This window comes from Stenotrophomonas sp. YJH_SMC_36 (assembly GCF_059369935.1).
This window is the reverse complement of sequence record NZ_JCAFTD010000004.1, coordinates 257,992-284,060: the sequence shown is the minus strand read 5'-3', so window position 1 is coordinate 284,060 and position 26,069 is coordinate 257,992. Positions and strand designations below refer to the sequence as shown.

25 protein-coding genes are annotated in these 26,069 nt (G+C 63.9%); 7 read left to right on the top strand and 18 right to left on the bottom strand.

The window, feature by feature from the left end; all coding sequences use genetic code 11:
* Window positions 1-241: 241 nt before the first annotated feature.
* The 11 genes from AC5P76_RS09895 to AC5P76_RS09845 all read right to left on the bottom strand — a co-directional run bounded on the left by AC5P76_RS09895 (window position 242) and on the right by AC5P76_RS09845 (window position 11,761).
* Window positions 242-973, bottom strand: coding sequence for a hypothetical protein (locus tag AC5P76_RS09895; RefSeq protein ID WP_253118478.1), 732 nt, complete (start codon window positions 971-973; stop codon window positions 242-244).
* 40 nt (window positions 974-1,013) lie between these two features.
* Window positions 1,014-1,145, bottom strand: a complete 132-nt coding sequence (locus AC5P76_RS09890) for a hypothetical protein (protein ID WP_262917601.1) — start codon at window positions 1,143-1,145, stop codon at window positions 1,014-1,016.
* 207 nt (window positions 1,146-1,352) lie between these two features.
* Window positions 1,353-1,976, bottom strand: a complete 624-nt coding sequence (locus AC5P76_RS09885; RefSeq protein ID WP_253118479.1) for a nucleotidyltransferase family protein — start codon at window positions 1,974-1,976, stop codon at window positions 1,353-1,355.
* Window positions 1,952-3,013, bottom strand: coding sequence for an XdhC family protein (locus tag AC5P76_RS09880; RefSeq protein WP_495222733.1), 1,062 nt, complete (start codon window positions 3,011-3,013; stop codon window positions 1,952-1,954). Before AC5P76_RS09880 ends, AC5P76_RS09885 begins: the two co-directional genes overlap by 25 nt.
* 8 nt (window positions 3,014-3,021) lie before the next feature.
* A complete protein-coding gene (gene paoC, locus AC5P76_RS09875; RefSeq protein ID WP_253118481.1) occupies window positions 3,022-5,226 on the bottom strand; it encodes an aldehyde oxidoreductase molybdenum-binding subunit PaoC in 2,205 nt (734 codons plus the stop codon).
* On the bottom strand, window positions 5,226-6,176 hold the full coding sequence (locus AC5P76_RS09870) for an FAD binding domain-containing protein (RefSeq protein ID WP_253118482.1): 951 nt from the start codon (window positions 6,174-6,176) through the stop codon (window positions 5,226-5,228). Before AC5P76_RS09870 ends, paoC begins: the two co-directional genes overlap by 1 nt.
* Window positions 6,173-6,820 carry an aldehyde dehydrogenase iron-sulfur subunit PaoA gene (paoA, locus tag AC5P76_RS09865; protein WP_065182255.1) on the bottom strand — a complete coding sequence of 216 codons (648 nt, stop codon included), beginning with the start codon at window positions 6,818-6,820 and terminating at the stop codon, window positions 6,173-6,175. Before paoA ends, AC5P76_RS09870 begins: the two co-directional genes overlap by 4 nt.
* Window positions 6,821-8,397: 1,577 nt before the next feature.
* On the bottom strand, window positions 8,398-8,697 hold the full coding sequence (locus tag AC5P76_RS09860; RefSeq protein WP_227255271.1) for a hypothetical protein: 300 nt from the start codon (window positions 8,695-8,697) through the stop codon (window positions 8,398-8,400).
* A gap of 590 nt (window positions 8,698-9,287) precedes the next feature.
* Entirely contained in the window at window positions 9,288-9,503 is a 216-nt protein-coding gene (locus AC5P76_RS09855) for a hypothetical protein (protein ID WP_193395781.1), read from the bottom strand.
* A 427-nt stretch (window positions 9,504-9,930) separates the two neighbouring features.
* Window positions 9,931-10,260: a hypothetical protein gene (locus AC5P76_RS09850; RefSeq protein WP_253118483.1), complete on the bottom strand. Its 330-nt coding sequence runs from the start codon at window positions 10,258-10,260 to the stop codon at window positions 9,931-9,933.
* 304 nt (window positions 10,261-10,564) lie between these two features.
* Window positions 10,565-11,761 carry a GAF domain-containing sensor histidine kinase gene (locus tag AC5P76_RS09845; RefSeq protein WP_253118484.1) on the bottom strand — a complete coding sequence of 399 codons (1,197 nt, stop codon included), beginning with the start codon at window positions 11,759-11,761 and terminating at the stop codon, window positions 10,565-10,567.
* A 199-nt stretch (window positions 11,762-11,960) separates the two neighbouring features.
* Here AC5P76_RS09845 and AC5P76_RS09840 point away from each other — a divergent pair, with 199 nt between their 5' ends.
* The 4 genes from AC5P76_RS09840 (at window position 11,961) to AC5P76_RS09825 (ending at window position 16,231) form a co-directional block, all read left to right on the top strand.
* Window positions 11,961-12,812, top strand: a complete 852-nt coding sequence (locus AC5P76_RS09840) for an AraC family transcriptional regulator (RefSeq protein WP_253118485.1) — start codon at window positions 11,961-11,963, stop codon at window positions 12,810-12,812.
* A gap of 218 nt (window positions 12,813-13,030) precedes the next feature.
* Window positions 13,031-15,337: a TonB-dependent siderophore receptor gene (locus tag AC5P76_RS09835; RefSeq protein ID WP_253118486.1), complete on the top strand. Its 2,307-nt coding sequence runs from the start codon at window positions 13,031-13,033 to the stop codon at window positions 15,335-15,337.
* A gap of 119 nt (window positions 15,338-15,456) precedes the next feature.
* Window positions 15,457-15,852, top strand: coding sequence for a hypothetical protein (locus tag AC5P76_RS09830; protein ID WP_253118487.1), 396 nt, complete (start codon window positions 15,457-15,459; stop codon window positions 15,850-15,852).
* On the top strand, window positions 15,833-16,231 hold the full coding sequence (locus tag AC5P76_RS09825; protein WP_111186954.1) for a hypothetical protein: 399 nt from the start codon (window positions 15,833-15,835) through the stop codon (window positions 16,229-16,231). Before AC5P76_RS09830 ends, AC5P76_RS09825 begins: the two co-directional genes overlap by 20 nt.
* 99 nt (window positions 16,232-16,330) lie before the next feature.
* On the opposite strand, the gene AC5P76_RS09820 is transcribed toward AC5P76_RS09825, so the two are convergent.
* The 5 genes from AC5P76_RS09820 to AC5P76_RS09800 all read right to left on the bottom strand — a co-directional run bounded on the left by AC5P76_RS09820 (window position 16,331) and on the right by AC5P76_RS09800 (window position 21,079).
* Window positions 16,331-17,428 carry a hypothetical protein gene (locus AC5P76_RS09820; RefSeq protein WP_253118488.1) on the bottom strand — a complete coding sequence of 366 codons (1,098 nt, stop codon included), beginning with the start codon at window positions 17,426-17,428 and terminating at the stop codon, window positions 16,331-16,333.
* A 176-nt stretch (window positions 17,429-17,604) separates the two neighbouring features.
* Window positions 17,605-18,591 carry an acrylyl-CoA reductase (NADPH) gene (acuI, locus tag AC5P76_RS09815; protein ID WP_253118489.1) on the bottom strand — a complete coding sequence of 329 codons (987 nt, stop codon included), beginning with the start codon at window positions 18,589-18,591 and terminating at the stop codon, window positions 17,605-17,607.
* A gap of 78 nt (window positions 18,592-18,669) precedes the next feature.
* A complete protein-coding gene (gene acuR, locus AC5P76_RS09810; protein WP_053515927.1) occupies window positions 18,670-19,308 on the bottom strand; it encodes an acrylate utilization transcriptional regulator AcuR in 639 nt (212 codons plus the stop codon).
* Window positions 19,309-19,427: 119 nt separating this feature from the next.
* Window positions 19,428-20,054, bottom strand: a complete 627-nt coding sequence (locus AC5P76_RS09805) for a LysE family translocator (protein ID WP_253118490.1) — start codon at window positions 20,052-20,054, stop codon at window positions 19,428-19,430.
* A complete protein-coding gene (locus AC5P76_RS09800) occupies window positions 20,051-21,079 on the bottom strand; it encodes a glutathione S-transferase family protein (RefSeq protein ID WP_253118491.1) in 1,029 nt (342 codons plus the stop codon). Before AC5P76_RS09800 ends, AC5P76_RS09805 begins: the two co-directional genes overlap by 4 nt.
* On the opposite strand from AC5P76_RS09800, the gene AC5P76_RS09795 reads away from it, so the two are divergent.
* From AC5P76_RS09795 to AC5P76_RS09785, 3 genes are all read left to right on the top strand, one after another.
* Window positions 21,078-22,073 carry a LysR substrate-binding domain-containing protein gene (locus tag AC5P76_RS09795; protein ID WP_231107777.1) on the top strand — a complete coding sequence of 332 codons (996 nt, stop codon included), beginning with the start codon at window positions 21,078-21,080 and terminating at the stop codon, window positions 22,071-22,073. The two genes, AC5P76_RS09800 and AC5P76_RS09795, sit on opposite strands and share 2 nt — an antisense overlap.
* A 469-nt stretch (window positions 22,074-22,542) precedes the next feature.
* Entirely contained in the window at window positions 22,543-22,899 is a 357-nt protein-coding gene (locus tag AC5P76_RS09790) for a hypothetical protein (RefSeq protein ID WP_253118492.1), read from the top strand.
* Window positions 22,900-23,086: 187 nt separating this feature from the next.
* Window positions 23,087-23,365, top strand: coding sequence for a hypothetical protein (locus AC5P76_RS09785; protein WP_053515798.1), 279 nt, complete (start codon window positions 23,087-23,089; stop codon window positions 23,363-23,365).
* 12 nt (window positions 23,366-23,377) lie between these two features.
* Here AC5P76_RS09785 and AC5P76_RS09780 read toward each other — a convergent pair whose 3' ends face one another.
* Window positions 23,378-24,196 carry a S1 family peptidase gene (locus AC5P76_RS09780; protein ID WP_197599999.1) on the bottom strand — a complete coding sequence of 273 codons (819 nt, stop codon included), beginning with the start codon at window positions 24,194-24,196 and terminating at the stop codon, window positions 23,378-23,380.
* A 116-nt stretch (window positions 24,197-24,312) separates the two neighbouring features.
* Window positions 24,313-25,995, bottom strand: a complete 1,683-nt coding sequence (locus AC5P76_RS09775) for an ABC transporter ATP-binding protein (RefSeq protein WP_253118493.1) — start codon at window positions 25,993-25,995, stop codon at window positions 24,313-24,315.
* Between the last annotated feature and the right edge of the window lie 74 nt (window positions 25,996-26,069).

Below are 26,069 nucleotides of genomic sequence, written 5' to 3'. Positions count from 1 at the left end.
CGTGCCAGCCACCCCAAGATGATATGAACATAATATACATTATGCGAAATGTCGTATCCGTCGAATCTGGGCCTTTGTTGGCTCCGCATGGCAATGGCTGGGCCTCTGGCTCGGCCCCTGCCTCCGCCCTGAGACCGCCCAGCCTTGTATGAGATCCCGGCATGATCGTGTTCGACCCGCACCACCGTATTGACCTGACCGGCCTTCGGCCGGGCATGCCGTAGCCGAGCATGGCTCGGCTCTACTGTGGCGCTGGTTGCGGGGGCTCGGGCTCGTGGGTGGAGCCCTCGAGCAGGGCGACGTAAGTATCCAGGCGGGTGCGGAGGCTGATCAGCATCCAGCCCAGGAGGTACAGCAGCACCATGGCGAAGATCAACAATGCGCCGAGCAGGCTGACGTCGAACGCGCTCGCCCAGTCACCCCATTTCCATTCGCGGAATTGCAGGTAGAGCGCGATCAGCAGTGGAAACGGCCCGAGCCGCTGCAGGCCGCCATACATCATGCCCATGCGCTCGATCATATTGGTGCGCAGCGTGCTGACATAGCGAAGGCGTCGCTCACGCTCGATGCGGGGGAAGCGGCGAAGCTCGGTAACCACCGTTTGCCAGTGCGCGAAGTCGCCGTCCATCTCCTTGGCGTGCGAGAGCCGTGGCTGGCTGAACTGGTGAATTCCTCTGCAGGCGGCCAGGGCAACTCCAACGATGAAGCCGCCGATCTCGATGGCCAGGCACGCAACAACCACTTGCAGCACCACACTCACAGGTAGCCACCGATCAGGCAGCTGGCCACAGAGAATGCCAACGATTGCGGCGGCCACGCCAATGCGAAACGCCCACGTTTCCACCCTGCCCGCCTTCGGATAGATGCTGTGCTCAGCCAGCCCCTGGACCCGCTGGTAGAGCCAGTGGAAGGTCAGTTCCTGCGAATCGGTCTTTGCCGGCGAATCGAGTTCGCCCGCTGCCTGCATATCCATTGCGTCCCCTGCCACCGGCTACGATGCCGACCGTAGCATCTCAGAAATAGAACCCGATATTGAGGTTCAGCCGTGAATGCCAGCGCGACGGGCCGCCATTGTTGATGCCGATGCCATCACCGCCGGCAAACCACATGTTGCGGCCGGCAATCCAGTCGACATGGGTGAGCATCCCGCCCCTTCTGCAGGCTGCAGCCGGTGACGTTCTACCAGGAGTCGCGCACCCCCGCTGCTGTGCCCCACCAGACGGGTCATGCTGAGGTTGTTGTAGCAGGTCAGGTCGTCCAGCCAGGCGCGCGGGCCAAAGGAATAGGCAACGTTGGCACTGGGCACATCGGCCTCGGCCGCGATTTCAAACGGGGCCGAACCCGCGTGCGACTCACTCAGTATCGATCCAGCCCGCATCGCGCGCACGCGCAAGATCTTCTGGCGTGTCGACATCCAGGCCCAGTTCCGGTGCCTGTAGGACATGCACCATATCGGCAGGAAGTTGCCGCAGGCGCGCTCCGAAGCCGCGGTCACCGGCTGCACCCACAGGGGTGAACCAGGCGCGCGGTACTACCGCGGGAACGCCAAGCGCACTTCCGTGACGGGTGCCCGCGCACGCTGACGCCGTGGCGCGGGCACCCGAAAGCAGCGCCTGCAGATGGGAACGCTCGATTGCGGGCTGGTCGCATGCCACGACCATCACCGCGCTCACCGTCGGCAGCAGGTGTGCGCCGGCAACCTGCAGACTGCTCGCCAGGCCGCGTTCCCAGTGGTGGTTGGTTACCGGGGTGGCATCCAGCCCGGCAATGCTGGATGTCACTGCCTGTGCTTTCGCGCCTACTACGACCAGCACCTGCGCTGGCGCTAGCTCCAGCGCCAACCGGACCACGCGATGTACCAGGGTCTCGCCCTGCCGGGTTAGAAGCTGCTTGGGCTGGCCAAGTCGGGTGCTCCCGCCGGCAGCAAGCACGACGACCGCATGCGGGTCGGTCACCTGCCGTGCGCGCTTCGCCATTGCTGCAGCTGCGCGGCGATGCTGAGCGAAATCGCCTCTGGCCCTCGGCCGCCGATTTTCAGGCCAACCGGTGATCGAAGTCTCGGGGACAGGCGGTGGCGCTGATCCGGTGTCAGCAGTTTGAATAGGTCCTCGCGCCTTCGCTGCGGACCCAGCAGTCCAATGAACGCGACTTTGGTATCCGCCAGGGCCACCAGCGCCTCCCGGTCAAGTTCGAAATCGTGATGCATCACCAGTACCGCGTCGCACGGGTCGCCATGGAGGGCCTCGGCCGGGCTGGTCTGCAACTGTGCATCCGCGCCCTGCCCCGCTGAGGCCCAGCGCGCTCGCCGTTCGGCCACGCTGATCCGCCACGCCAGGCCACGCAGCAACGGAACCAGGAAGGGCGTTTCAGGACCGCCCCCCAGGATCAGGGCCCGCGGAAGCCGGGGCAGCGTCAAACACCACGCACCCTCACCAAAGGGCTGCATACCGTCCATCGGATGCAGCTGCCACGTCCGCTCGCGATGGCCCGCGCGGAAAACGATCTGCCCCGATGCGCGAAGCTCGCGCTGTAGTGGCACACCCTCGCGCAGCCATGCCTCGATGACAACGTCGATGCCGGTCATGGCACGCAATGGCAGAAGCGCAATCCGAAGCCGGCCGCGGCAGCCGAGCGCGGACCCACTCAGCAGGTCGTCGTCACTGCGGGTGTCGATCTCGATCCAGTCGACCTGCCCTGCCGCGCTCACCTGCTCCGCGCGTCGCGCGAGCTCTGGCTCCAGGCATCCGCCGCTGAGCCAGCCGACCTGGCTGCCGTTGCAGAACAGCACCATGTCGCCGGCACCGGCGTAGGTGGAGCCATCGGTTTCCAGCACCAGCGCGAGCACGGCGTGCTCCCCCGCGCGCACACGCGTCAAGGCCGTCTCGAGTACGCCGCGCGGGCTGCCTTCGGTGAGGAAACCCGGCGCTGCGGACAGGTCCTCGGCAAGATCGCCGGGCTCCCCTCCACCTGCCGCTGAAGCTTCCGGCGCGGGTGAGGCTACGGATCGGTCCATGCGCAACGTCAGCCTACGTCGGGCAAGCCGGGCAACAGCTTGTCCAGGGTGATGGGATAGCTGCGTACGCGCACACCGGTTGCGTTGTAGACCGCATTGGCGATCGCGGCGCCGACCCCACAGATGCCCAGTTCACCCACGCCCTTGGCCTTCATCGGCGAGATCACCGGGTCCAGCGTATCGAGGAAGACCACTTCCTGGTACGGAATATCGGCGTGCACGGGAACCTCGTAGCCGGCCAGGTCGTGGTTGATGAACAAGCCAAGCCGCTTGTCGACCACCAGTTCCTCCATGAGGGTCGCACCCGCGCCCATCACCATCCCGCCGATGACCTGGCTGCGTGCGGACAGCGGATTGAGGATCCGGCCGCCATCGCATACGGCAAGCATGCGGCGAATGCGCGTCTCTCCAGTGTAGGCATGCACGGCGACCTCGCAGAAATGCCCTGCGTAGGTGCCGACGTCGTAGCCTTGTTTGAAGTCGCCGAAGGCAATGCCGTCCTCCGCCGACAGTGTCCCCGCCTCCGCCAGCTTGATGGTCCGCCCATCCGCCTGGATGCGGCCATCGGCGAAGTTTGCGGTGTCGCCGTTGAAGCCCATTTTCTCGCCCACCTTGCGGCGCAGGCTGACGCACGCCGCGTACACGCCTGCGGTGGAGCTTGCCGCGCCCCACTGGCCGCCGGAACCGGCGGAGGCGGGATGACGAGAGTCGCCGAGGGTCACCTGGACCCGGTCCAGCGGCAGGCCCATGGTCTCGGCTGCCGTCTGCGCGATGATCGTGTAGGAGCCCGTGCCGATGTCGGTCATGTCGGTTTCCACGATCACGCCGCCTTGGCCGTCGAGCCGCACCCGCGCCGCCGACTTCATCGTCGGTGCGCCGCGATACCCCGCGGACACGCCCATGCCGACCAGCCAGTGCCCTTCCCTTACCTGCGCCGGCCTGGCATTGCGCTTGTTCCAGTTGAAGCGCTTGGCGCCTTCGCGCAGGCAGCGCACCAGGTTGCGGTCGGAGAACTTCTTGGACGGGTCGCCGGGTACGACCTCCGGCTCGTTGAGGATGCGGAACGCGATCGGGTCGAGGCCCAGCTTCTCGGCCATCTCGTCCATCGCCACTTCCAGCGCCATGTGGCCTGGCGCTTCGCCCGGCGCGCGCATTGCATTGCCTTCGGGCATGTCGAGCGTGGCGATGTAGTTGGCCACCAGGCGGTTGGCGCCCGCATAGAGCTTGGGCGTCTGCAGGGTGCCGTTCTCGCCGTCCTCGCCGTTGATGTTGCCCGACCAGTTCTCATGGGCGATGGCGGAGATCCTGCCGTCTTTCGCGCAACCGATCCGGACGCGTTGAATGGTTGCGTGCCGGTGGGTGGTGTTGTTGGCCATCAAAGGCCGTTGCAGCGCGATCTTCACCGGTCGCCCGACCTGCTTGGCCGCCAACGCGGCCAGCACCGCGTCGGCACGGATGAACAGCTTGCCGCCGAAGCCGCCGCCGATATAGGGCGAGTCCACGCGCACCTTGGCAGGATCGATGCCGAGGATCGCCGCCATGCCCTGCCTGGCCCAGTCGATCATCTGGTTCGCCGTCCACAGCGTGAGCGTGTCGCCCTCCCAGGCGGCGATGGTGGCGTGCGGCTCCATCATCGAATGACTTTCGTCGGAGGTGTGGTAGGTCTCGTCGAGTTTGACCGCGGCGCTCGCGTAGGCGGTGTCGAAATCGCCCAGCGCCTGCCGGTCGGGCTTGCCATCGCGCCCCTTTGCCAGCGGCGCGGACGGCGCCAGTGCGGGAAAATCGAAGCGGCCCTTGCCGCGCTCATAGCGGGTGCGGATCAATGCCGCGGCGGCGCGGGCCTGCTCAAAGGTCTCTGCCACCACGCAGGCGATGGCCTGGTGATAGTGGGCCACGTCGGGGCCGCCGAACAGCGGTGCATTGTTCCAGTTCGATTTGCCGACCGGCTTGGTCTCCGGTGCGGTGATGACCGCCAGCACGCCCGGGGCGGCGCGTGCGCGGGAGGCATCCATCGAAATGATGCGCCCCTTGCCGATGCCCGCGCCGACGATATAGCCGTAGGCCTGGTTCGGTGCCACGTCATGGCGCTCATACGCATAGGGGGCGGTGCCGGTGGTCTTGCGTGGGCCGTCGATGCGCGGCGTCGACTTGCCGACGACCTTCGCTTTGTCGAACAGGTTGTCACCGGCGGGGGCGTTGAATTCAAGGGGCATCAGTGCTCTCCTTCCACCAGCACGGCTGCGAGGGTGCGCTCGGCGAGAGCGATCTTGAACGCGTTCTCCGGCGTCGGACGGGCGCCGGCGAACACCTGCCGGGCCGCGGCCTTTACGCCGTCGCGCAGCAGGGGTTCGGCTGCCTCGATGCGCCACGGCTTCGGCGCAACTCCACCGAAGGCGAACCGCGCCGAGCCGTCTTGCTGCACGACCGCGGCGACCGAAACCAGTGCGAACGCATAGGACGCGCGGTCACGTACCTTGTGGTACACGTGCCGACCGCCCAGGGGTTCCGGCAGCGTGACGTGGGTGATCAGCTCACCGCGCTGCAGCACGTTGTCCTGCTGCGGCCTGTCGCCGGGGGAACGATGGAAATCGGCGATCGGGATGCTGCGCGTACTACCGTCACCCCTGACGGTCTGGATCGAGGCGTCCAGCACCCGCAGGGCCACCGCCATGTCGCCCGGATAGGTCGCGATGCAGCTGTCCGAGGTGCCGATCACGCCCATCTGGCGGGAGAACCCTTCGAGCGCGCCGCAGCCTGATCCGGGCAGGCGCTTGTTGCAGGGAAGATGGGGGTCGTAGAAGTACGGGCAGCGCGTGCGCTGCACCAGATTTCCTCCGGTGGTGGCTTTGTTGCGCAGCTGCCCGGAGGCGCCTGCCACGATCGCGCGGGTCAGCACCGCGTAGTCGCGGCGCACGCGCTCATGCGAGGCCAGTGCGGTATTGGTGACCAGCGTGCCGATGCGCAGGCCGCCCTCGTCGGTGGGTTCGATCCTGTCCAGGCCGATGTCCTGCACGTCGACCAGGTGCGTTGGCGTCTCGACCTCCAGCTTCATCAGGTCGAGCAGGTTGGTCCCTCCGGCCAGGAACCTCGCGCCCTCGGTACCGGCCACGGCTTTGGCGGCCTCGGCCGGGGATTTCGCGCGTTCGTAACTGAAGGCCCTCATGAGCGCCTCCCTGCAGAGGTCACGCCAGCGACCTCTTGCATTGCCTCGGCAATGTTGGAATAGGCGCCGCATCGGCAAAGGTTGCCACTCATGCGTTCGCGCATTTCCATGCTGGTGGCCTGGGGCAGTGCGCTGACGTCCGCCTGCACATGGCTGGGGACACCCCGCTTGATCTCGTCCAGTACCGCTACCGCCGAACAGATCTGCCCCGGCGTGCAATACCCGCACTGGTAACCGTCATGCTTGATGAAGGCGGCCTGCATCGGATGGAGGTCATCGGGGGTTCCGAGGCCTTCGATGGTGGTGATGGCATCGCCCTGGTGCTGCACCGCCAGGCTGAGGCAGGCATTGATGCGCTCACCGTTGACCAGCACGGTACAGGCACCGCATTGACCGTGGTCGCAGCCCTTTTTGGTCCCGGTCAGCTCCAGATGTTCGCGTAGGGCATCGAGCAGCGTGGTCCGCGTGTCGAGCTCAAGCTCCCGGCGCGCGCCGTTGACGGTCAACGCCACCGTGCTGATGACCGGCGGCCTGGGCGGCGGGGATGCCGCCAGTTCGGCGGCGAGCGATGACGCCCCTGGTGCGGCGGACATCGCCACGGTCGTGGCGCCGCCGGCGATCACCTGGCGACGCGTCAACTTCATTCCTTCATCCCAACTTGGCACAGTGACCTCCTGGCGTTCGGGGAAACCCCGTGGCTGGATGGACGCGCTCACACTACTCAGAGGGCACTATGCCCGTCTTCGGGGTACAGATTTGTGAAGCCGGTCGGAGGCATGCCGGCATCAACGGCCGAGCGTACTGGCCGGTCATCTTCAATGCCGTCTCTGGCAAGCGTGCGCCACAGACACTGATCTGCGCCACTGATCGGCCCCATCAGCGGAAGCCACGAGGGGATACTGAATCGCGATTGGAGATTCGTTCATGCCCGTCAACACCCGCCGCAGCTGGGTTGAGCTCAAACAAGGATTAAAACGTGGAGTCGCCTCGACGCTCGGATCTGATGCATCCGAGTCTTAACGCGCCAACCTGCTGTGGATAGTCGAGATGCGGAATGGACTGCATCTGCCATGCGTAGGGCGGAAGTTTCAGCATTCGTCCTTGCAGTGGAGGAAATGTCTGCGGCTGCCGGCTTGAACCGGGAAGGCTCTAGTTTGGCCATGGAGATCGTGGCGCTGCGGTAGAGCTACGGTTCGATGAATCAGTGCCTCAGCTCTCCGCCAGATCTCTGCAACGAACACGATCACTCGGAAACTCCACCGTCAGGCCCAGTTCGGCAGACAGCTGCTCTATCGCGTGCGCGGAAACTGACCTGCAGCGGCACTTCGCAGATGCGAAGCAAGAACTGGGTGGCACCGTCAGGGGCCAGCACCACATTGCTGCCGTGGGCTGGCAACGGCTTTGCCCCCAGGGGTGTGCCCCGTTCGGGCATCCTTCCTGGCTATCCACCTCGACCGCCAGCCGGAGACGATTGACGTGAAGGGGATCTCACATCAAAGAGCGGACACTGCAATCTCGCGGCTCTTCTCCGGTGCACAATCCTTTGCTCCCGTGTCCAGCCCCCCAGATGGCACGACCATGCACCCTCCCAACGCCTTCAGGGTCCATTCGATCCTGCCCCAGCTTGCGCTCAATGGCGCAATCATCCGACTGGATCAGGTGCGTTCAACCTGTAGAAGCTGTGGGCTGAGGTCGTCAATGACCAGGGGCGCAGGCTTTGAAACAGATCAGAAGGGAACCACCCTCACCTGCCCTGCATGCGGGGCCACAGGTCTGATGGACGAAATGGAGATCTGGCTCCACTGGCTCGAGCAGTGCCGTCGTCAACAACTCTTGGCGCACTCCAAGCAGATGATCCATTCGATATCGAGGACTAGAAGCGAGTGATGGACATGCCCGAAGGGCTGGATTGCCTCCGCCGCCGCGAAGGCTCCACTGAGGTCTGTCGCGGCTGCCTGAAAGTGATCGCGTGTGGGGGCGCAACGCTGTTGCTGCCGATCGCGCGCGGGCAGCTACCCGGGGCATGGATTCAGCTGCTGCCTGATTTCGCCGGATGTTCCGTCATTGCGCATGACCACGTTTGGGCCCGGAGGCATCGGCACCGCGCCGCGTACAGCGTACGCAAAGTCTTTCGGCCGGCTGGGCTGGCCCTACGCCATGATCTCAGAGCGGCGGCGAACCCACCGGGAGAGTGATCCTCCAGTCCCGGAAGCGGCGCGCCTCAGCCGTCGGCTGGATGTCTCCCGGCCAAACTTCCCATCGTAAAGGCGAATCCCGCCTCTTCCAGAAGCGCCCTCATGCGCAGTTCCACGCGACGAGGTGAGCGCAGCCCATTGGGCGCATAAAGGGCATACACGTAGCCAGCACCGTCAATGATCTCGCGGCGTACTGCGCACTCAGTCGATTCACTGGCTTCGCACCAGACAGACATCAGCCTGGCGGGGCTGATCGACTGTCCGTTCCGAAGACGGAAGAACAACCAGCGCACGCCTGGCGGTTGGGCTCGATCTACTCTAGCCATTGCGAGCCCCGGATCCGCCTCGACAGATCGCTGAGAACTTCAGGATCCAGGCGAGGGCGGTCATCTCTCGATGAGCGTGGCAGATCTATGCGCTCACCACCTCTCACCAGAGCGGGGAGATCGGACTGAAGGTCAATCCACCACCCGGCAGGAAGGCGGAGCCCCGTACCCGTTCGGTCGTAGATGCATATCGGGAAGTTCATAGCGTTGCTCCTGGATTTATCGAGCATACGCTTGCGCAATGTCAGGTCCGAATGCGACTACTCCAAGGCTGACGCATCGACTCTCTTTGCACAGATGAACACGCGTGCCTCGTCTCGCTGAACTTTCAGGAACGACTCAAGCCAGCAAAGAGCAGCGCCTCGATTGGCAATCACTCTTCCCAACTCTTCAGTCAAACACCGCGCACACTCCATTCCACCAGGACTCTCGCCATGGCAAGCCCGGCACTGAGCCATCGTCGTCGTGCTGACCGGGCGCGATTGGTACATGATCTGAGACATCAAGGTCACAGCCTGATTGTGAGACGACATTCCAGCCTTCCTGTCGATGCCGAAGCAGCCGCGCTGGGCGCGGCCACCTCTGGGGCATCAACGCTGACTGTCGCGATCAACACCCGCCTTTGGGTTCTGGCCAGGGCTTGGCTGTCCAGTCTCTGTTTCGCTTGGCTGCTGCTGTTGCTGCCCTTGCTGTCCGGCCAGATCCTCACCGCCGAGATCCTTGCCGTCCGCGTGGCCCTGCTGGCCGGGCTTCTTCTCGACACTCGAGTTGCGGCCATCATTCTGGTTCTGGGAAGTGTTGTTCATGTCTTGCTCCGATGCAGCCATCTGCTGCGACCCCACAGTGGGCTTCAGCGCGTTACGCAGCCGTGCCCGATTGGATCGAGTATGAACAAGCGCCATGAACAGGCCGCTGTCCTGAAGGGTGTACAGTGCATGTCCAACAGGAGCAAACCATGGAACGCACGAGGAACAAGGATTTCGTTGACGTCGAGCGTGAGCTCACCCATTGGGGGTTGGCATTCAACTCTGGCGCCCTGCCTGCTGTCAGCTTTCGCCATGAAGTTGACCCCGTCATCCGGCTCGCGTGTGACATCTACATCAGAGATCCGCACGGAATGCGCGAGGCATGGCTGGGCGCCCTCCAAGTCAGGCTTGCGGCTCGATCCAGTCTCCGCGGGCACCCCGGCGCAGCGGAGATCGCGACCCTATGCTGGTCACGACTCTCCTGCCCTTAGCAACGCCCCTCCTGCCCAGCTGCATCATTCCCTTCCCGCATCAGCTGATCATTCAGCACGTGGACGATGGACATGACAGCATCTGCAAGCGCCCGAGAGTCGCTGATCGAACCGTAGAAGTAGATCTTCGAGCCTTCAACCCGGACTTGCGCAAGCGAAAGCTGAGTCGCCAGCGCCTCACACTTCATCAGGAACAGTTCAATCCAGCGAGCACCGGGGGCAAGGTCCAGCAATGCAATGATGGCCTCGTCGGTAGATGAGTCGACATGCTCCTGTAGCCGTGGCACGTCGAAACCTATGATTCTTGGAAGCATGGAGGCGCTCAACGATCTGTCCTCTCGCTCAGGGGCAATCTCAGTATTGCCCACGGTACACAGATCTACAATCAAGCGTTCGAGAAGGGACTTCCCGACCAACCCAGCAAGGAGGCACGATCCACGCTGGATGCGCGAGAGCTTCCGTTGGCAGAGCATTGTCCGGCCAACAGGTGCCTGACGGTCTGCCTTCGCCCCCGCGCAGCGCACGAAGTGCTACGACGTGAGCTACCACAGCTTGCTTGAGCGAAAGTCCACCGCGGCCTACCTCCTGGATAGTGCATGCCGTGGCATCAAGCAGGGCCAGCCCCGGCGCTCAGGCAACATCCGCGCTTGGCATCCGGAACGTGAACACGGTTCCGGCACTTTCACTTGACACCACATCGAGTATCCCGCCATGAGACTTGGCAATCTCCGATGCGATGTAGATGCCCAGACCAAGACCTGGCCTGGGAAGCTCGCCCTTCTCACGCGAGAACGGGTTGAAAATGGTGCTGAGCCTGTCGGGCGCAATGCAGCCTGCGTTGTGCACATCCAGCGTGAGGCGATTGGATGCAGCGTGCACCCTCAGCGTGACAGGAAGCGACCGCTCGCCATGCTGCACTGCGTTCGTCAGCAGGTTGGCCAGCAGCTGCGACAGCCTGCCGGGATCGCAGACCACGCTGCCCTCGATCCGCATCTGCACATCGATGTCCTCGCGACCGGTGGCGATCGCCACTTCCGCTGCAACTCGTTCAAGGTCAGCTTGCAGCGTATCGCTTTCCCGGAGCGAGATCGGGATGCCTCCACCCAATCGGCCCCTGGCAAAATCAAGTACATCGTTTATGAGCCCATCCATCCGGGTCACGCCAGATGCGATGTGCGCAAGCATCTGCTGCTGACGCGCGGACGGCGCCTCATCCTCAAGTGCATCTGCCGCTACGCTGATTGCCTGGAGGGGGCTGCGAAGATCATGGCCCAGTACCGCGATGAACTGATCGCGCAAGTCGGAATCCCGCCGCGCGTCCGAAAGCGCCGTCTCCGCTTCCTGTAGGCGGTCCTCCTTGTCCAGATAGTTGCCGACGAGCTCGGCAAGCAGCTCCATGGACCGTCGGACATGGGCTTCATCGAAGTTGCCCGGCGAAGAATCAATGGCGCACAGGGTGCCGAAGAAACTGCCGTCCGGCCGATGAATCGGAACCGACGCGTAACTCTCAAGCCCGTAGATCCGAGGCGTGTGGTGCTTGGAGTACAGCGGGTGGGTGCTGGCGCGTGCGAAAACCACGGAGGTTGATGACTGCCTGATCTCGTCACAGATGGTGGTTTCCAGGACCAGCTGCCCGCCTGGAACAAGCCCGAACCCGAGCGTGTCCAGGGTGGCGCAGGCCGTCCAGGTCGTCTCTGTAACCCTGGCAATCGCCGTGAATCTCGAGCCCGTGATATGGGCTACGGTTTCGAGGATGCGCGGCACTGCCTCGATACGACCGATCTCAGCGACGTCATTGAGCAGGTGGGGATCAGTCAGCGTATGCATATGTTGGCAGGCGGGCACAGTGATGCATCATCCCATGAAACCGCCATCGCAAGCCGGCTCCGTTCAGAAGGGGGCGTCCAAAGCGGGCAAACGGGCGATGAGCGCGCAGCCGCGAGGATGCGCCTGCTTCATTGACAAGTGAATGGCCGCAATCCCTAATCGGGCGGCAGATCGCCGTCCGCCTATCGACCCCTCCATCATGTCTAGAGTATCCACCACTGATTTCGCAGCGCACGCGAGCGTCGACAGCCTTCACCAGGCAGTTGTAGCCGTTACTGCCGCTTCGGTGGCGCGGGACTGGGAAAATGAGCGCCACCAGCACCGCAAGGCACAGCTGATCTATTCGGTTCGCGGCGTCTTGACCTGCGAGGTGGAAGATGGCGTCTGGATCGTTCCTCCGCAGTGCGCAGTCTGGATACCGGGCGACCTTCCCCACTCGGCAAGGGGAGCGGGACACACAGAATGCTACTGCCTGTTTGTCGAGCCGGAGGCCGCACCGGACCTCCCAACGTTCTGCTGTACCGTTGCGGTTTCGCCATTGCTGCGCGAACTGCTGTTGAAGGCGGCTGATTTTCCTGAGCGGTATGCAGCTGGAGGCAAGGAGGAGCGCCTCATTGCCACATTGCTCGACCAGCTGGCAGAGGCCCCGGTTGAAGATCTGCATCTGCCGATGCCGCGCGATGCAAGACTCCGTCGCTTGGCCGAGTGCCTGCTGGTCGACCCGACCGACAAGACGCCAAAGGGCGTATGGGCGAGCCGCGTCGGCATGAGCGAGCGCAGCATGAGCCGCCTCCTGCAGGACGAGATCGGTATGGGCTTTGGTCGTTGGCGCCGGCAGCTGCACGTCATCCTCGCGCTCCAACGTCTGGCCCAAGGTGAAAGCGTTCAAACGATCGCACTGGATCTGGGGTACGGCAGTGCAAGCGGCTTTGTAACCATGTTTCGCAAGGCGATGGGAAAGCCACCTGGGCGCTACCTTTCAGAACGTTCCATGCTGGCGCCGCAGATCGCGCCGCCCACAATCACCTTGCCCGGCCATCTGCCGGGCTGAACGGACTGGCCAACTCCCGTTCAAGCCCCCGGCCTGCTCCACCTCTGGCCCGGTACGACCCCGCTCCTTCGTTGTAGCCGACTCTCGCCTGCCGCGTGCCGCGTGCCGCCTGCCGCTGCCGACCTGGCCTGACTGAACAATAGTCTGGCCTGGGTTCGCCAGTGTTCCACTGGATTTCGTTGTTAAATGTGCCGCCCAAACGCGAATGACTATTATTTATGACTGGCCAGCAGAGCGCCGATGCTCCCCATTACCCGATCAACGTGCTTGCCGGTGCGGATGGGAATTCTGATCTGGAGTACAGGCGCGGGCGCCCGATGGACGCCCGATACGCTGGCCTGGCCGTGGCAGTTGCATGGGCCCTGCTGGGCGCGCCGACCGCATTTGCAGGCGAATCCGTTCCGTCGGATCGCGCGGACGAATGGACAGCGCCGGAAGAGACCGCGTTACCCACGGTTACAGTGCTGGCTCACAAGGACAAGGCGGCCACAGAGGGCACAGGATCCTATACGACGCGGGAGTCCTCTGCCGCCACGCGCATGCCGCTGTCGCTCCAGCAGACGCCGCAGGCACTGACTGTACTGACGCGTCAGCGCATGGATGACCAGCACCTGGACTCGGTGCAGGCAGCACTGGAGAGCACTTCTGGAATCGCCACGTACCAGTCGGACAGTGAGCGCACCAGCTTCTATGCGCGCGGCTTCCTGATCAATAACATCCAGTACAACGGCATACCCACGGTGGTCGGCAGCACCGTCAATGGAAGTGGCATCGGCACTCTTGATACAGCCTTCTACGACCGCGTGGAAGTCGTGCGTGGTGCATCGGGCCTGCTGACAGGTACCGGCAACCCTTCAGCCGCGATCAATCTTGTGCGCAAACGACCGACACGTGATTTCTCGGCGAGCGCTTCGCTGGGGGCCGGCAGCTGGGAGACCTATCGGAGCGTCGGCGACATCTCCACACCGCTGACCGCCGACGGTCGGATCCGGTCGCGACTGGTGGGGACATACCAGGACGGACATAGCTACCTTGATGGCTACAGGCCGCAGAGGAAGTCGCTATATGGCGTCATCGAGGCCGATCTGACCGCCGACACGACCTTCCGCCTGGGGTACGAATACCAGGACATCACGCCGAAGGGATCGACCTGGGGAGGCCTGCCACTTTGGTTCAGCGATGGTACGCAAGCGGAGTATGCGCGCTCCAGGAACTACGCGCAGGACTGGAGCTACTGGGACAACACCCTCAAGACGGCCTTCGCCGAAATCGAGCATCTCTTCGGAAACGGCTGGAAGTTCCAGGCCACCGCGAATCAATATCGGACCGAGCATGCCGCCGAGCTCCTTGGCCTGATCGGCCGACCTGATCGTGCCACAGGCCTGGGCGTGTTCCCCAACGGGGCCTATCCGGTAGCGCTGGCGTCCGAGGGGCGCAGTCGCCAGAACACGTTCGACGTCATGGCCGGTGGCCCCTTCCAGCTGTTTGGCCGACAGCACGATCTGGTCGTCGGCGCCACCCGCTCGCGGCGCAACGCATATCAGGAGGACGTCGCCCCCTTCTATGCAGGCATCTGGCCGGTGAACGTGTATGAGTTGAGCCCCTCATTCCGCAGGCCTGACTTCGATGCGATGTCCACAACGCCGACGCGAACCCGAATCAAGCAAGGTGGCGTCTACAGCGCGGCACGACTCTCGCTGGCTGGACCACTGAAGCTGATCGTCGGGGGGCGCCTCAGTACCTATGAAATCGACGATGCGGCCGGTGGAGCACCGGTGCACTACAGAAAAAGTGGCGAGTTCACCCCGTACGCCGGCCTGATCTACGACATCAACGCGACGTACTCGGTCTACGCCAGCCACACAGGAGTGTTCAACCCCCAGACCGAGTATCGGGACAGCAACGGTAACGTGCTGACCCCTTCAAAAGGCAGAACAAGCGAAATCGGGCTGAAGGCAGGGCTTCTTGACGGGCGCTTGACTGCATCGATTGCCCTCTTCCACACCGAACTGGACAACGCCGCGCAATCGGTCGCCGGCACCTACACACCCAGCGGAGCGCAGGCTTACCGCGGCGCCGACGGGACCAGGTCTCGCGGTATCGAGCTGGATCTTCAGGGAGAGCTGTCCCGTGGATGGAACGTCTACGCGGGTGTCGCGCACTTCACTGCGAAGGACGGTGCCCACGAGCGCTTGAACACGCAGTTGCCCCGCACCACAGCGCAGCTTTTCACGACCTATCGGTTGCCGGGCCAATGGAACCGCTTGACGCTGGGCGGCGGCTTCAAATGGCAAAGCCGCTTCTACAACGCGCCCAACACAGGAACCAGTTCCCTGGGTGGAGAACAGGGATCCTATGCACTTCTCTCGGTAATGGGTCGCTACTCCATCACGTACAAATCCAGTGTGACTATCAACGTCAACAACGTCCTGGACAGGAAGTACGCGCTTCAGAAGGGAGATTTCGACACCGTCGGCTATGGCGCGCCGCGCAATGTGATGGTGACGCTGGACTACAGATACTGATTCATCACTGTACCCGACAAGATCCATAGAGGCTCATCAGAGAACAATCCGCCATGCCCACTCAGCCCTCCTCGCCCACCACCCCACCCCGGCCCGGAAGTGTTCCAGACAGAGTTGCATTGCTGTGGCTGACAACTGCCGCTGGCGCCATTCTCTTTGTCACCTTCCAGCTGTTCTTCTACGTCAACGACTTCGCCAGGGCCAAAGGAGCGGCACCGGCGATCACGTTTGATAACGATGCGCTCTGGGCATTTCCCGCCTATTACGGGTGCTGGATAGTGACAGTGCTTCTCGCACTGTCAAATACCCGAAGATCCCGTTGGATGGCGCTGATACTGGGGAGCGCACTTGTGCTGCTGAATACGCTCGGCGGCGTCTTCGACGGTTTCAGGGACGGTTGGCACGTCACCTTTTCCGCAATCTTCTTCATCACGCTGCCGGGCCTGTTCGCTGCAGCGACCACCTGGCGACACATCAAACTCAAGGAAGCCGCCCATGTCGATGAACAGCAGTGATTTTCCCCTGGTCTGGATGGACCTCGCGCAAGGCCCCGAACACGAACATCAGGATGACTTCGACGCATTCGAGGAAAATCTGCGCCGGGGGGAGCCCTTCGTACTTCTCACTGATACGGCGCCATCGGAGGAGCATGACCACTCGCCAGCGGAGAAGAAACGCATGGCGCTGTGGATGAAGCAGCACAAGGCCGAGCTTCGCAGGCTGGTTCTGGCGATGGTCCTGGTCGAGCCCAATCCGGCCAAGCGCGTCGCCTACAAGGCGTTCTCGGTACCCTTTTCCAAGTTCTGGGGCTACCCTCTCCACATTGTCACCTCACGCGAGAAGGCAATAGAAGTGGCGAGGAATCTGCTGTCTCAATCAAACGAGACGCCCTGAGCCGCCTTCGTTGGGCGCTGTACCTGCGGCGCCTCAGCGCTCCTGACAGCATGCCTCCGAGTTCTTCAATTGAAGGGCCTGCTGAGCGCGCGAGGCCGATCAGAAGTAGAAACCGAGGTTCAGATTCAACCGAGAATGCCAGCGCGAAGGGCCTCCCTCGCTGATGCCGATGCCGTCGCCGCCGGCAAACCACATGTTGCGGCCGGCGATCCAATCGACATAGGTGAGCATGACGCCCTTCTGCAGGCTGCAACCGGTCACGTTCTGCCACGAGTTGCGTAGGCCCGCGCGTTGCCCGACCGGGCGGGTCATGCTGAGGTTGTTATAGCAGGTGATGTCATCCAGCCAGCCCTTCTGGCCGAACGAATAGGCGATGTTGGCGCTTGGCACATCCGCCTGCGCTGCAACCTGGAAGGGGGATTGGAACGCCGACATTGCGATGCGATCTCCGGGCACGTCATACCGGTACCGCGCCCACTGCAACTGCGCGGTCCAGCCATCGCGCGTCCACTGTGCATGCAGAGCTGCACCCTGGTGACCGTAATGGCGTCGTGTCTGTGTGTTCTGCACTTTGCCGGCGAACGCGGATGCGCCCAGCAGCAGGTCCCCGCCAGCCCAGTCGCGCGCATTCTCCACGCGTGCATGCAGCCGTTGCCGCTCGCGATACGGCAACGCCTCGGTCTGCGCGACATCGAAGGAGTAGCGATCGTAGCGAGCACCCGATCCGTATTCGTCTCCGGAGAACCAGCCGAGATGCCAGGTTGTGCTGCCGCTGCGGTGAATCACTACAAGGCCCGGATCGTAATCATCCTCGATGCCCAGGTAGTAGCCGGAGCCGAACCAGAAACTCTGCGAAACGGTAGGGAGCAGCCCGAATGGGACTTGCTGGATACCTCCCTTCAGCTGGGTAGCATCGGAGAACTGCCAGCCCGCGTAGGCGTGATGCACAGCGTCGAAACCATCGTACCAGCGGTATTGGGCAGAGAAGGAAAACGGCCCGGTCCCAGCGTCGAGGTCTGCACGCAGCAGTTCAAGCTGGAGGCGGCTGGTCGCGCCGTAGTCGAGCCAGCCGTAGTTGAACCTTACCGCGCCGCCCGGCTCGAAGTAAGCGCCGCCGTTTTGATCGCGTTCCGATGCCTCCGCTGTCAGCGAAGCGCTGACGAGCACGGCAGCGGCAATAGAGGAAATGGCTCTCACGATGGGGTTACTTGCCTCCCTGTTCCGCATGTGAAAGCGCGCAAGTGTAATGTCGCGGGCAGTGAAGAAGGCGTTGGTCGATGGTCGGCGCGGTGCAGGCCCGCGCCTTCAGGAAATGGCAGAGCCCCCGGCCAGCGGCGGCACGCCATCATCAGGCAGCGGCAACGATCCTCACGTCAACGATTGACGTTGACCACGACGCGTCCGCGGATGCGTCCTGCCATCAGGGCTTCGGCAGTCGCTACAACCTCTCCCAGGCCGATGTGCTGGGAGATGGCGTCGAGCTTGGCCATATCCAGGTCCTTGGCAAGCCGTTCCCACGCCACGAGCCGCTCTGCGGTGGGCCGCGTGACGCTGTTGATTCCCAGCAGGCTCACGCCGCGCAGGATGAAGGGCGCCACCGTGGCAGGAAAGTCCATGCCCTGAGCCAGCCCGCACGCGGCCACGGCGCCATCTTCCTTGATGGCGGCACACACATTTGCAAGTGTGTGGCTGCCCACCGAGTCAATGGCGGCACTCCACCGCTCCCGCTGAAGTGGCTTGCCTGGCTGGGACAGCACATTGCGATCAATAACCTCGCTGGCACCCAGGGACTTCAGGTAGTCGGTCTCGTCCAGCCGTCCGGTGGACGCCACGACGTTGTAGCCACGATCGGCCAGCAATGTCACAGCGAAGCTGCCTACGCCCCCGCTCGCTCCGGTAACCAGCACTTCACCGGCATCCGGAGAAAGGCCATGACGCTCCAGCGCGATCAGACTCAGCATGGCGGTATAGCCGGCCGTTCCGATAGCCATGGCCTGCTCGGGTTGCATGCCCTTTGGAAGCGGGATCAGCCAGTCGGCGTTGACGCGTGCCAGCTGCGAAAGCCCTCCCCAGTGCCGCTCACCCACGCCCCAGCCATTGAGAACCACCTGGTCGCCCGGTTGATAGCGCCGGTCCACCGACTCGAGCACAGTGCCGGCCAGGTCGATGCCGGGCACCATCGGAAAGGACCGCACCACCGCACCGCCCTGGCCGGTGATTGCCATCGCGTCCTTGTAGTTCAGTGTGCTGTGCGAAACCTGGACGGTGACGTCGCCCTCCGGCAGGGCCGATTCAGGCACCTGCCTGACGTCGACCTGCAATTCGTTTCCCGTCTTGTCTATGTATACGGCGTTGAACATGGCCTTCCTCCTGGGGCAGCGGCAAGGTTGCTGCGTGATTTAGACTGATCGGCTACAAGCCGGCAAAGGAACATGGACTCAGCGGGGCAAGCCCGCCAGGAACGCATTGGCGAAGATCGTGAGCGGCGCAGCGCTGCGCTCAAGCCGTGCTCGTTGGACAGCTCCCTCCCATCCGATCCAGAAGGCGGTGGCGATCTCGGAGCAGCGCGCATCGGACGAGAGCTCAGCGCGCCCCCGGGCCAGTTCAAGGCACGCGGCCAGCCGGGATTCCCATCCGTTGAACACCTCGATCAATCGGGCACGGTAGGCCTGCGGCAATGTCGAGATCTCCTGGCCAAGGTTGCCGACCAGGCAGCCTCGCCGGAAGTCGAATCGTTCCAGGCCACTGCAGGCGTCGGCGACAAATCCCAGGATCCGCTCAAGCGGATCGCGTTCTTCGTCCAGCAGATGCCGGTCGAGCTTGCGGCAGAAATACTCGTCGTAGGCCTCGAGCACAGCCAAGCCGTAGGCCTCTTTGCTGTCGAAGTAGTGGTAGAACGACCCCTTGGGGACACCCAGCTGCCTGACGATTGCGTCGATGCCCGTTGCAGAGAAGCTTCGCTCCGTCAACAACGCGATCCCAGTGCGCACCAGCTCGCGCCGGGTGTCATCAAAGCCGCGATCCGCCCTCGGCGGGCGCCCCCGGCGGCGCGTAGTCGTAGTGACAGCAGGAGTCATGCCGCACATTTTAGACCGACCGTTTTCTAAATTCAAACGGGCAGGTCTGAACCCTCCGGAGCTGCGAGGCTTCGCCATTCTCAGAGCTGGAACCAGCACCCTGCCGATCATGATTGGGATCATGCGTTCGACATGTCGGCCGGAGCGAGCACGAGCAACAGCGCTGATGCGAACAGAAGCGCGCCCATCACCCTGTCAATCCAGTTGCGTGCCGCGGTTGTGTCCAGATGGCGCATCATTGAAGCGCCCATCGCGCACCAGAGAGCGAGACAAAGTGCGGAGATCACCGTAAACGCTGCCGCCAGCACAAGGGAGGTCCGCAGGGGCTCGGCGCCATTGCCGACGACGGCAGTCACCGTCAGCACCAGCACCCAGCTTTTTGGATTGACGAACTGAAAGCAGAACAGCGCCACCACGCTGCCTTGGCGGACACTGGTCGGCGTGGGCACGCGCTTCTCAGGTGGCCGGAGTGTTTCCAGGACCAGGCGGGCGCCCATCCAGCACAGGTACGCCCCGCCAGCTAGAGTCATAAGGGCGTACAGGTGCGGCTCGGTTTGGAATGCGGTGCTTGCTCCGGCCGCCGCCATCGCCCACATGCCCAATCCCCCGGCAACGATGGCGGCGGCCGCTGGCAGCGCGCTCACGAATCCGGTTCGCGCGGCGATGCGCATGACCAGCAGGTTGTTGGGACCTGGCGTGATGGTGGCAACGGCGATGACACCTGCGCCGATCAGGAGAGCGCTCATCGCACCACCTCTCCGCGCTGAAGCGTCATGGGATCGACCTCAATCGCTTGCCCGGAGGCAAGCGTCACCCGCGCCGGTCCGAAGCGCTCGCGACCGTGCGCAGCCGACCAGTCCGAATCGGGTGCGGCGGCAATGATGCCGAACGGGTTGACGCTTCGATCGTGCCAGTAATACCCGTTGCGGATCACGTCGAGATCGACCGTAGCCGCGACACCGCGCCAGGAGTACAGGTCTCGCGCGTAGGCCCACAGGTGCGGGTAGTCGATCAGTCGCCGACGTGCACATTTGAAGTGGCCGTGATAGACGGCGTCGAACCGGACCAATGTCGGGAACAGGCGCCAGTCCGTCTCGGTGATGATCAGGCCAAACAGATAGCGTGCATTCGCAAGACGCCGCTCCAACTGATCCAGCATGGCGAACACACTCTCGACAGCTTCTTCGTAGGCGTCCTGCCGTTGCGCGAAACCGGCGCGATAGACGGCATTGAACAGCCCGGCCTGAAGCGCGGCGTTGAGGGCATCGATCCGGCCGCGGAAGGCGGGCGGGACGAGCGTGAACGCCCCCGCGACGTTCGCATCGGCCGCATCGAACGCGCGCATGATGTGCGACGACTCATTGCTGACGATCCTGCAGGCCTGACTGTCCCACAGCACCGGCACTGTTGCCCGGCCGGTGTAACGGGGTGCCGACAGACGGTAAATCTCGTGCAGGTGCCGGACCCGCGAGCCGCATCCCGGGACGACCCAGGAGGCACCGCCGGCCACCGCGTAGCCCTGCCTTCGCTCACCACCCGCGATCTGCACCGGCACTGCATGCTCCAGGCGCTTGAGGGCACGCAGCAGCAGGGTGCGATGCGACCACGGACAACTGGACGACGCAATGAGCCAGTAGCGACCCGGTTGTGCACGCAGTCGGCCCGCAATGCCATCCAGACCCTGCCGGAACATGCTTTCCGGTCTCACAAAGCGACCATCGATCATTGTCGAATCGGCATCGACCCAGCGGCCATCGACCAGCATTCCCATGTTCATCCTCTCCGATCTGGACTCGATGCAACATCGTGTGATGGCAAGCTGGTCCAAGGAACGCCGCTTCTGGTCTATTATTGAGTCCACCATGAAGATGCCCCTCAACGGACTTCGGGCGTTCGCCACCGTGTATGCCCACGGCGGGATTCGCTCGGCCGCGCGCGAGCTCGGCATCGTCCACTCGTCGGTGAGCCGCCATCTCGCGGAGCTGGAGCTCTGGCTGGGTGTACGGCTGGTCGGCGACGCTGCAGGCCGGCGAGGAATCACATTTACACCGCAAGGCGAGGCATTGGGCCGAGCCACGCTGTCGAGCTTCCGCGATATCGAGCGCGCAATCACCGCAGTGCAGGAAGCACGCTCCGGGCGATCGGTGACCGTATCGACCACACCTTCATTTGCGGCACGCTGGCTGCTTCCGCGCCTTCCGCGACTCGAGCAGGCGCATCCTCATCTTGAGGTGTCGGTGGTTGTAGACCAGAAGATCGACAACCTGCAGACCGGCGACATCGACCTGGCCATACGCATGGGCCGTGGGCCCTGGCCCGATGCCAGGTGCGAGCCGCTGATGGACGAAGTCCTGTATCCGGTCATGAGCCCGGCGCTGTTCGAAGCTTCCGGCCAACCGGCGCAGCCGGCCGACCTGCTCGGGACGCGGCTGGTGCATGATCGTGATCCACATGCATCGTGGGAGGCATGGCGGCAGCTGTACGGTCCGGCCTCGATGGATGTGACTGCCGGCCCGCGCTTCTCATCGTCAGACCTCGTGCTTCGGGCTGCTGTGCAGGGCCAGGGCGTCGCGCTGGCGCGCCATCGCTTTGCATTCGATGACATCGCCTCGGGCGCGCTGGTAAGGCCATTCAAAGATGCCGCTGTAGCGCTCGGCCCGGCCTACTGGATTGCGCTTCCACTGCACCGCGATGTGCGCAGCGGCGCATCGACGGTGATCGCATGGCTGAAAGAACAGGCGGCGTTTAGCGATACGGTGATCTGAGTGCCCAGCACCTTCAGATCCCTTCTGCCGCGTGTCGTGATTGCCCTGAATTCCAGGCTCCGGGACTCGAGCCATCACCACCACGACAGCCCACGCCTGAAATCAGGCCAAACCCTTGCACGATGGGCGCCTCCCTGCCCCGGCCAGCTATGCAACAATGCCGAAAGCGTCGAGGGCGTTGTCGGCATCAGCCCCAAGCCCTTGGCTTCCCGCATGACCGGGAGTAATTCTTGGCCCGCCACCGAAAACGGGTGGCCGGGCTTCGAAACCCCGGTTCTACGCTGAAGTACACGCTTGCCAGCCGGCATCACCCATCAGGTGGTGCCGGCTGGCAATCCGTCGGCCGGCTATGGCGGGCGGTGCGCGGAGGCCTTGTGCCTGCCGGTTTAGCGTAGACCGGGTTTCGAACCTCGCACCGTCCGCCACCTTCATCGGTGGCGGCTTCCGTTTATCTGTTCGGAGCCCTGCCATGACCAACGCCTACCCCCCTTCTCCGCACCCGATCCGCCTGCATCCCGCCAACGAGCCCACACCGGATCCCAACGCCTTTGCTTCACTGCTGCACAGCATCGGCGCAGGTGCCGCGTCCAACGGCCGGCCCTGGCCGGAAGGCCATCTTCCGCCAGGGCGACGCATGGCACTGTCCGACGCCGACTGTTCTCTCAATGGCCTGCGCGTGGTGATGGAAATTCTGCTTGCCGCAGAGCGCGCCCGCAAGAATGGAGAGCCTGACCAGTACGTCGGCGACCGTGTGCTGGAAGGGCTGGTCATGGCCGGCCTCGGGCTGACCACACACGCCAGTGAACGCCTGTTGCCGGAAGGCTGATGCCTCGTCCCGCGGGCGCTGGCGCTCGCGGGACACACAGTCACTCCCGTTGACCGCAGCGTCCGTAGATGTGGCCCCGCCCTGACCGGCGGGCGGCACCCGTTAACGTGAAGCGTCACACCCAACCACGCACCGTTAACAGTCGCGCACTATCCTCGAAGCCCCTGAACCTTCACGAGGCGAGTCCATGACCAAGCTCCACACCGTGCTGATTACCGGCTGCCTACTGGCCCTGAGCCCGCTGGCCTCGGCCGAAACCGTGAACCTGACCAACAGCGCCGAAGGCGCCAACCGCGATGCCGGCATTGCTGCCGTCAAGAAGAAGCTGCAGGACGCCTGCACCGATCGCAAGGGCTCGCCGGATACCGACTCGTTCGAGGTGGTCTTCGAGAAGACCAGCGACAACCCCAACGTGCCCAAGCCGTACTACGTGGACGGAAAGATGAAGTGCGAGCTGCCGGGTTGAACCCGGCGACCGCTATCGACCGGCGTCGTCCCCGGACATGACGCGGTCGATCCAGCCGGCGTAGCGTGAGATGCGCACGTTGAACACCACCTGGCCATAGAAGCCGGCCTCAAGGGCGTGCTCGGGAACGGCGGTGATCCAGGAACCCAGGCCGACCAGCTGCCAGTGGTCCTGCACATTGATGACCAGCGGGCCACCGCTGTCGCCGTTGCCGAGCACGCCTTCAAGCGGCAGGCCACGCGGCGGCGGATCGAAGCGGTACCAGAGATAGCGGTCGTTGCCGCCGGTGATGGCGTTGAACGCACGCCGCAGAGCGGTGCGATGCGACCCTCCGGGGATCAACCCCTCGGCGCCATTCCCGGTGGCGCCCTTCCCTATCAAGGTGGCCACCTGCGCAACCTCGCCCGCGCCCCGATAGAGGGCGACGGGCTCGACATCGGCAACGGGCGTTGCCAGCCGGATCAGCGCGATGTCATCCGATGCCGCCAGGAACGCGTGGATCTTCCCTGCACTGCCTGTTGCCAGGGCCTCTTCGCCCAGCGCGGCCGGCATCGGCCTGAAGCCGGGGTGCAGATACACACGCGCGACGGCGTAGTTGCGCCCACCGACGGTGACTTCGCCACCCATGCCGTCCATCGGTGCCGCGTGCGCGGCGGTGACCACCCAGCGCGGAGCGATCAGTACGCCGTGCCCCTCTCCCGGCAGGTCGGCCAGGGCCGGGAAGGCAGATCCATCGATGCGGTAACGGGCATCGTCCACGTCGTCACGGATGACGATGGCCCCGGCAGCAAACGGGACCGTTACAAGCATCAGGAAGAGCCAACGTTTCATGTATTTCTGCATCCCCGTGTTCAAGTGCCCACGCTAGCCCAAATGCACCTGCCTGGTGAGCGGCATGCGACCAGAGCCCGCGCCGGCCGACGAAGGCCGGCAAAGCGGGCGCGGAATCAGGGCTGCGCTGGCCTGCCAAGGGATTCGATCTGCGCCCCGCCCAGCTCCACCACCCGATCGGCGTCGGTGACGACACTGCGCCGATGGGTGATGGCCAGCACGGTCACCTCGCTTGCCAGCGCCCGGATATGACCCATGACTTCGCGTTCGGTGGCCTCATCCAGGGCCGAGCTCGCTTCGTCCAGCAACAGGATCGCCGGCTCGCCATACAGTGCGCGTGCGATGGCGATCCGCTGCCGCTCACCGCCGGAGAGCTTCAGGCCACGCTCGCCGACGGTGGTCTCGAAGCGCTCGGGCAGTGCCTCGATCAAGGCGAGGATGGCAGCCTTGCGTGCGGCGTGCCGCAGCCGCTCGTCATCGCGCGGGCGCCCCAGCAGGATGTTATCGGCCACGCTCTCGTTGAGCAGCATCACGTCCTGCGGAACGACCGCGACGGCCGCGTGCCACGTCGCGCGATCAATCCGGGCCAGGTCGGTACCGTCCACCCGTATCCGGCCGTGCTGGGGCTCGATGGATTTCAGCGCCAGCTTGAACAGTGTCGACTTGCCGGTACCGGTCTCTCCCATCAGGAAGGTGATGCCGCCGCGTCCGGCGTGGAAGGTCGCATCGGTGACGCCGCGACCATTGTCATAGCGATGGCTCACTGCGTCGAACTGGAGCAGGCCGCTGCGGGCGGAGAACCGTTCGGCATGGGCCACCTGCGGTTCCTCGGGCGCGGCCCACAGGGTAGAGAGCGGCGCCAGCATGCTCCACGAGCGCGCGACGTCGTCGATGGAGCGCGCGATCATCTCCAGCGGCAGGTTGAGCTGGAGCAGCAGCAGATTGAACAGGACGATGTCGCCCACGCTCAGCTGCCCGTTCTGGTAGCCCGGCAGCAGCAGGCTGAAGGTGACGATGAACTCGATGGCCAGGCCGATGCCCAGCAGGGCGATGAAGCCTACGCGCTGCAGCACGTAGGCACGCCAGCTGTCGCGCACACTCTGCGCCTTCTGCTCGAAGCGCTGCACCATCCAGCCGCTGCCGCCGAACTGCCTGAGCGTTTCCATGGCATTCATGGCATTGCCGACGAAGCGGGCGTTCTGCTGGCCGGCGTCGACGGCCGCTTCGCGGTGGATGCGTGCACGTCGGGTAGCGAGGGCAGATAGCGCTACGGCCACCGTGCCGTAGCCCAGCACGATGGCGACGATCTGCATGTTGATCAGCGCTCCCAGGGTGACCAGGGTCAACACGATCTGCAGGGCACTGGGAATGAAGGCCACCAGGCCCAGCTGCACGACGATCTTGAGCGCCCCCCGCCCCTTTTCGCCGGCCACCTGCAGTTCCGCTGCGTTGTACTCCACGAAGAAACTGTTGGTCTTCTTCAGCAGGCGCGCGAAGTAGCGGGTACTGGTGATGAAGCCCAGATTCTCGCCGCTGAGGAATGACAGGTACTGCACCGTGTTCTGCAGCACGCTGCCCACCCCGAGCAGCACCGCGTAGAGAACGAACCACCCGGCCAGGACCGCTGCGCCCTGCTCGGGGAGGCGGTCGATCAATCGCGAGAACAGATAGGGCGCGGCAACGGTGGCCAGGCTTGAGAGCAGCACGGTGCCGGCGATGAGCACCAGCAGCGTGCGATCGGCTTTCCAGTAGGCCGTCAGTACTTCGCTGACAGGCGCGGGCACAGCGAACGGCTTCATCACTCTCAGTCCCCGGCGTCTCGGCGGTCCACAGGGCAAGGCAGCCCCTGTACAATTGAATGATATGATATAAC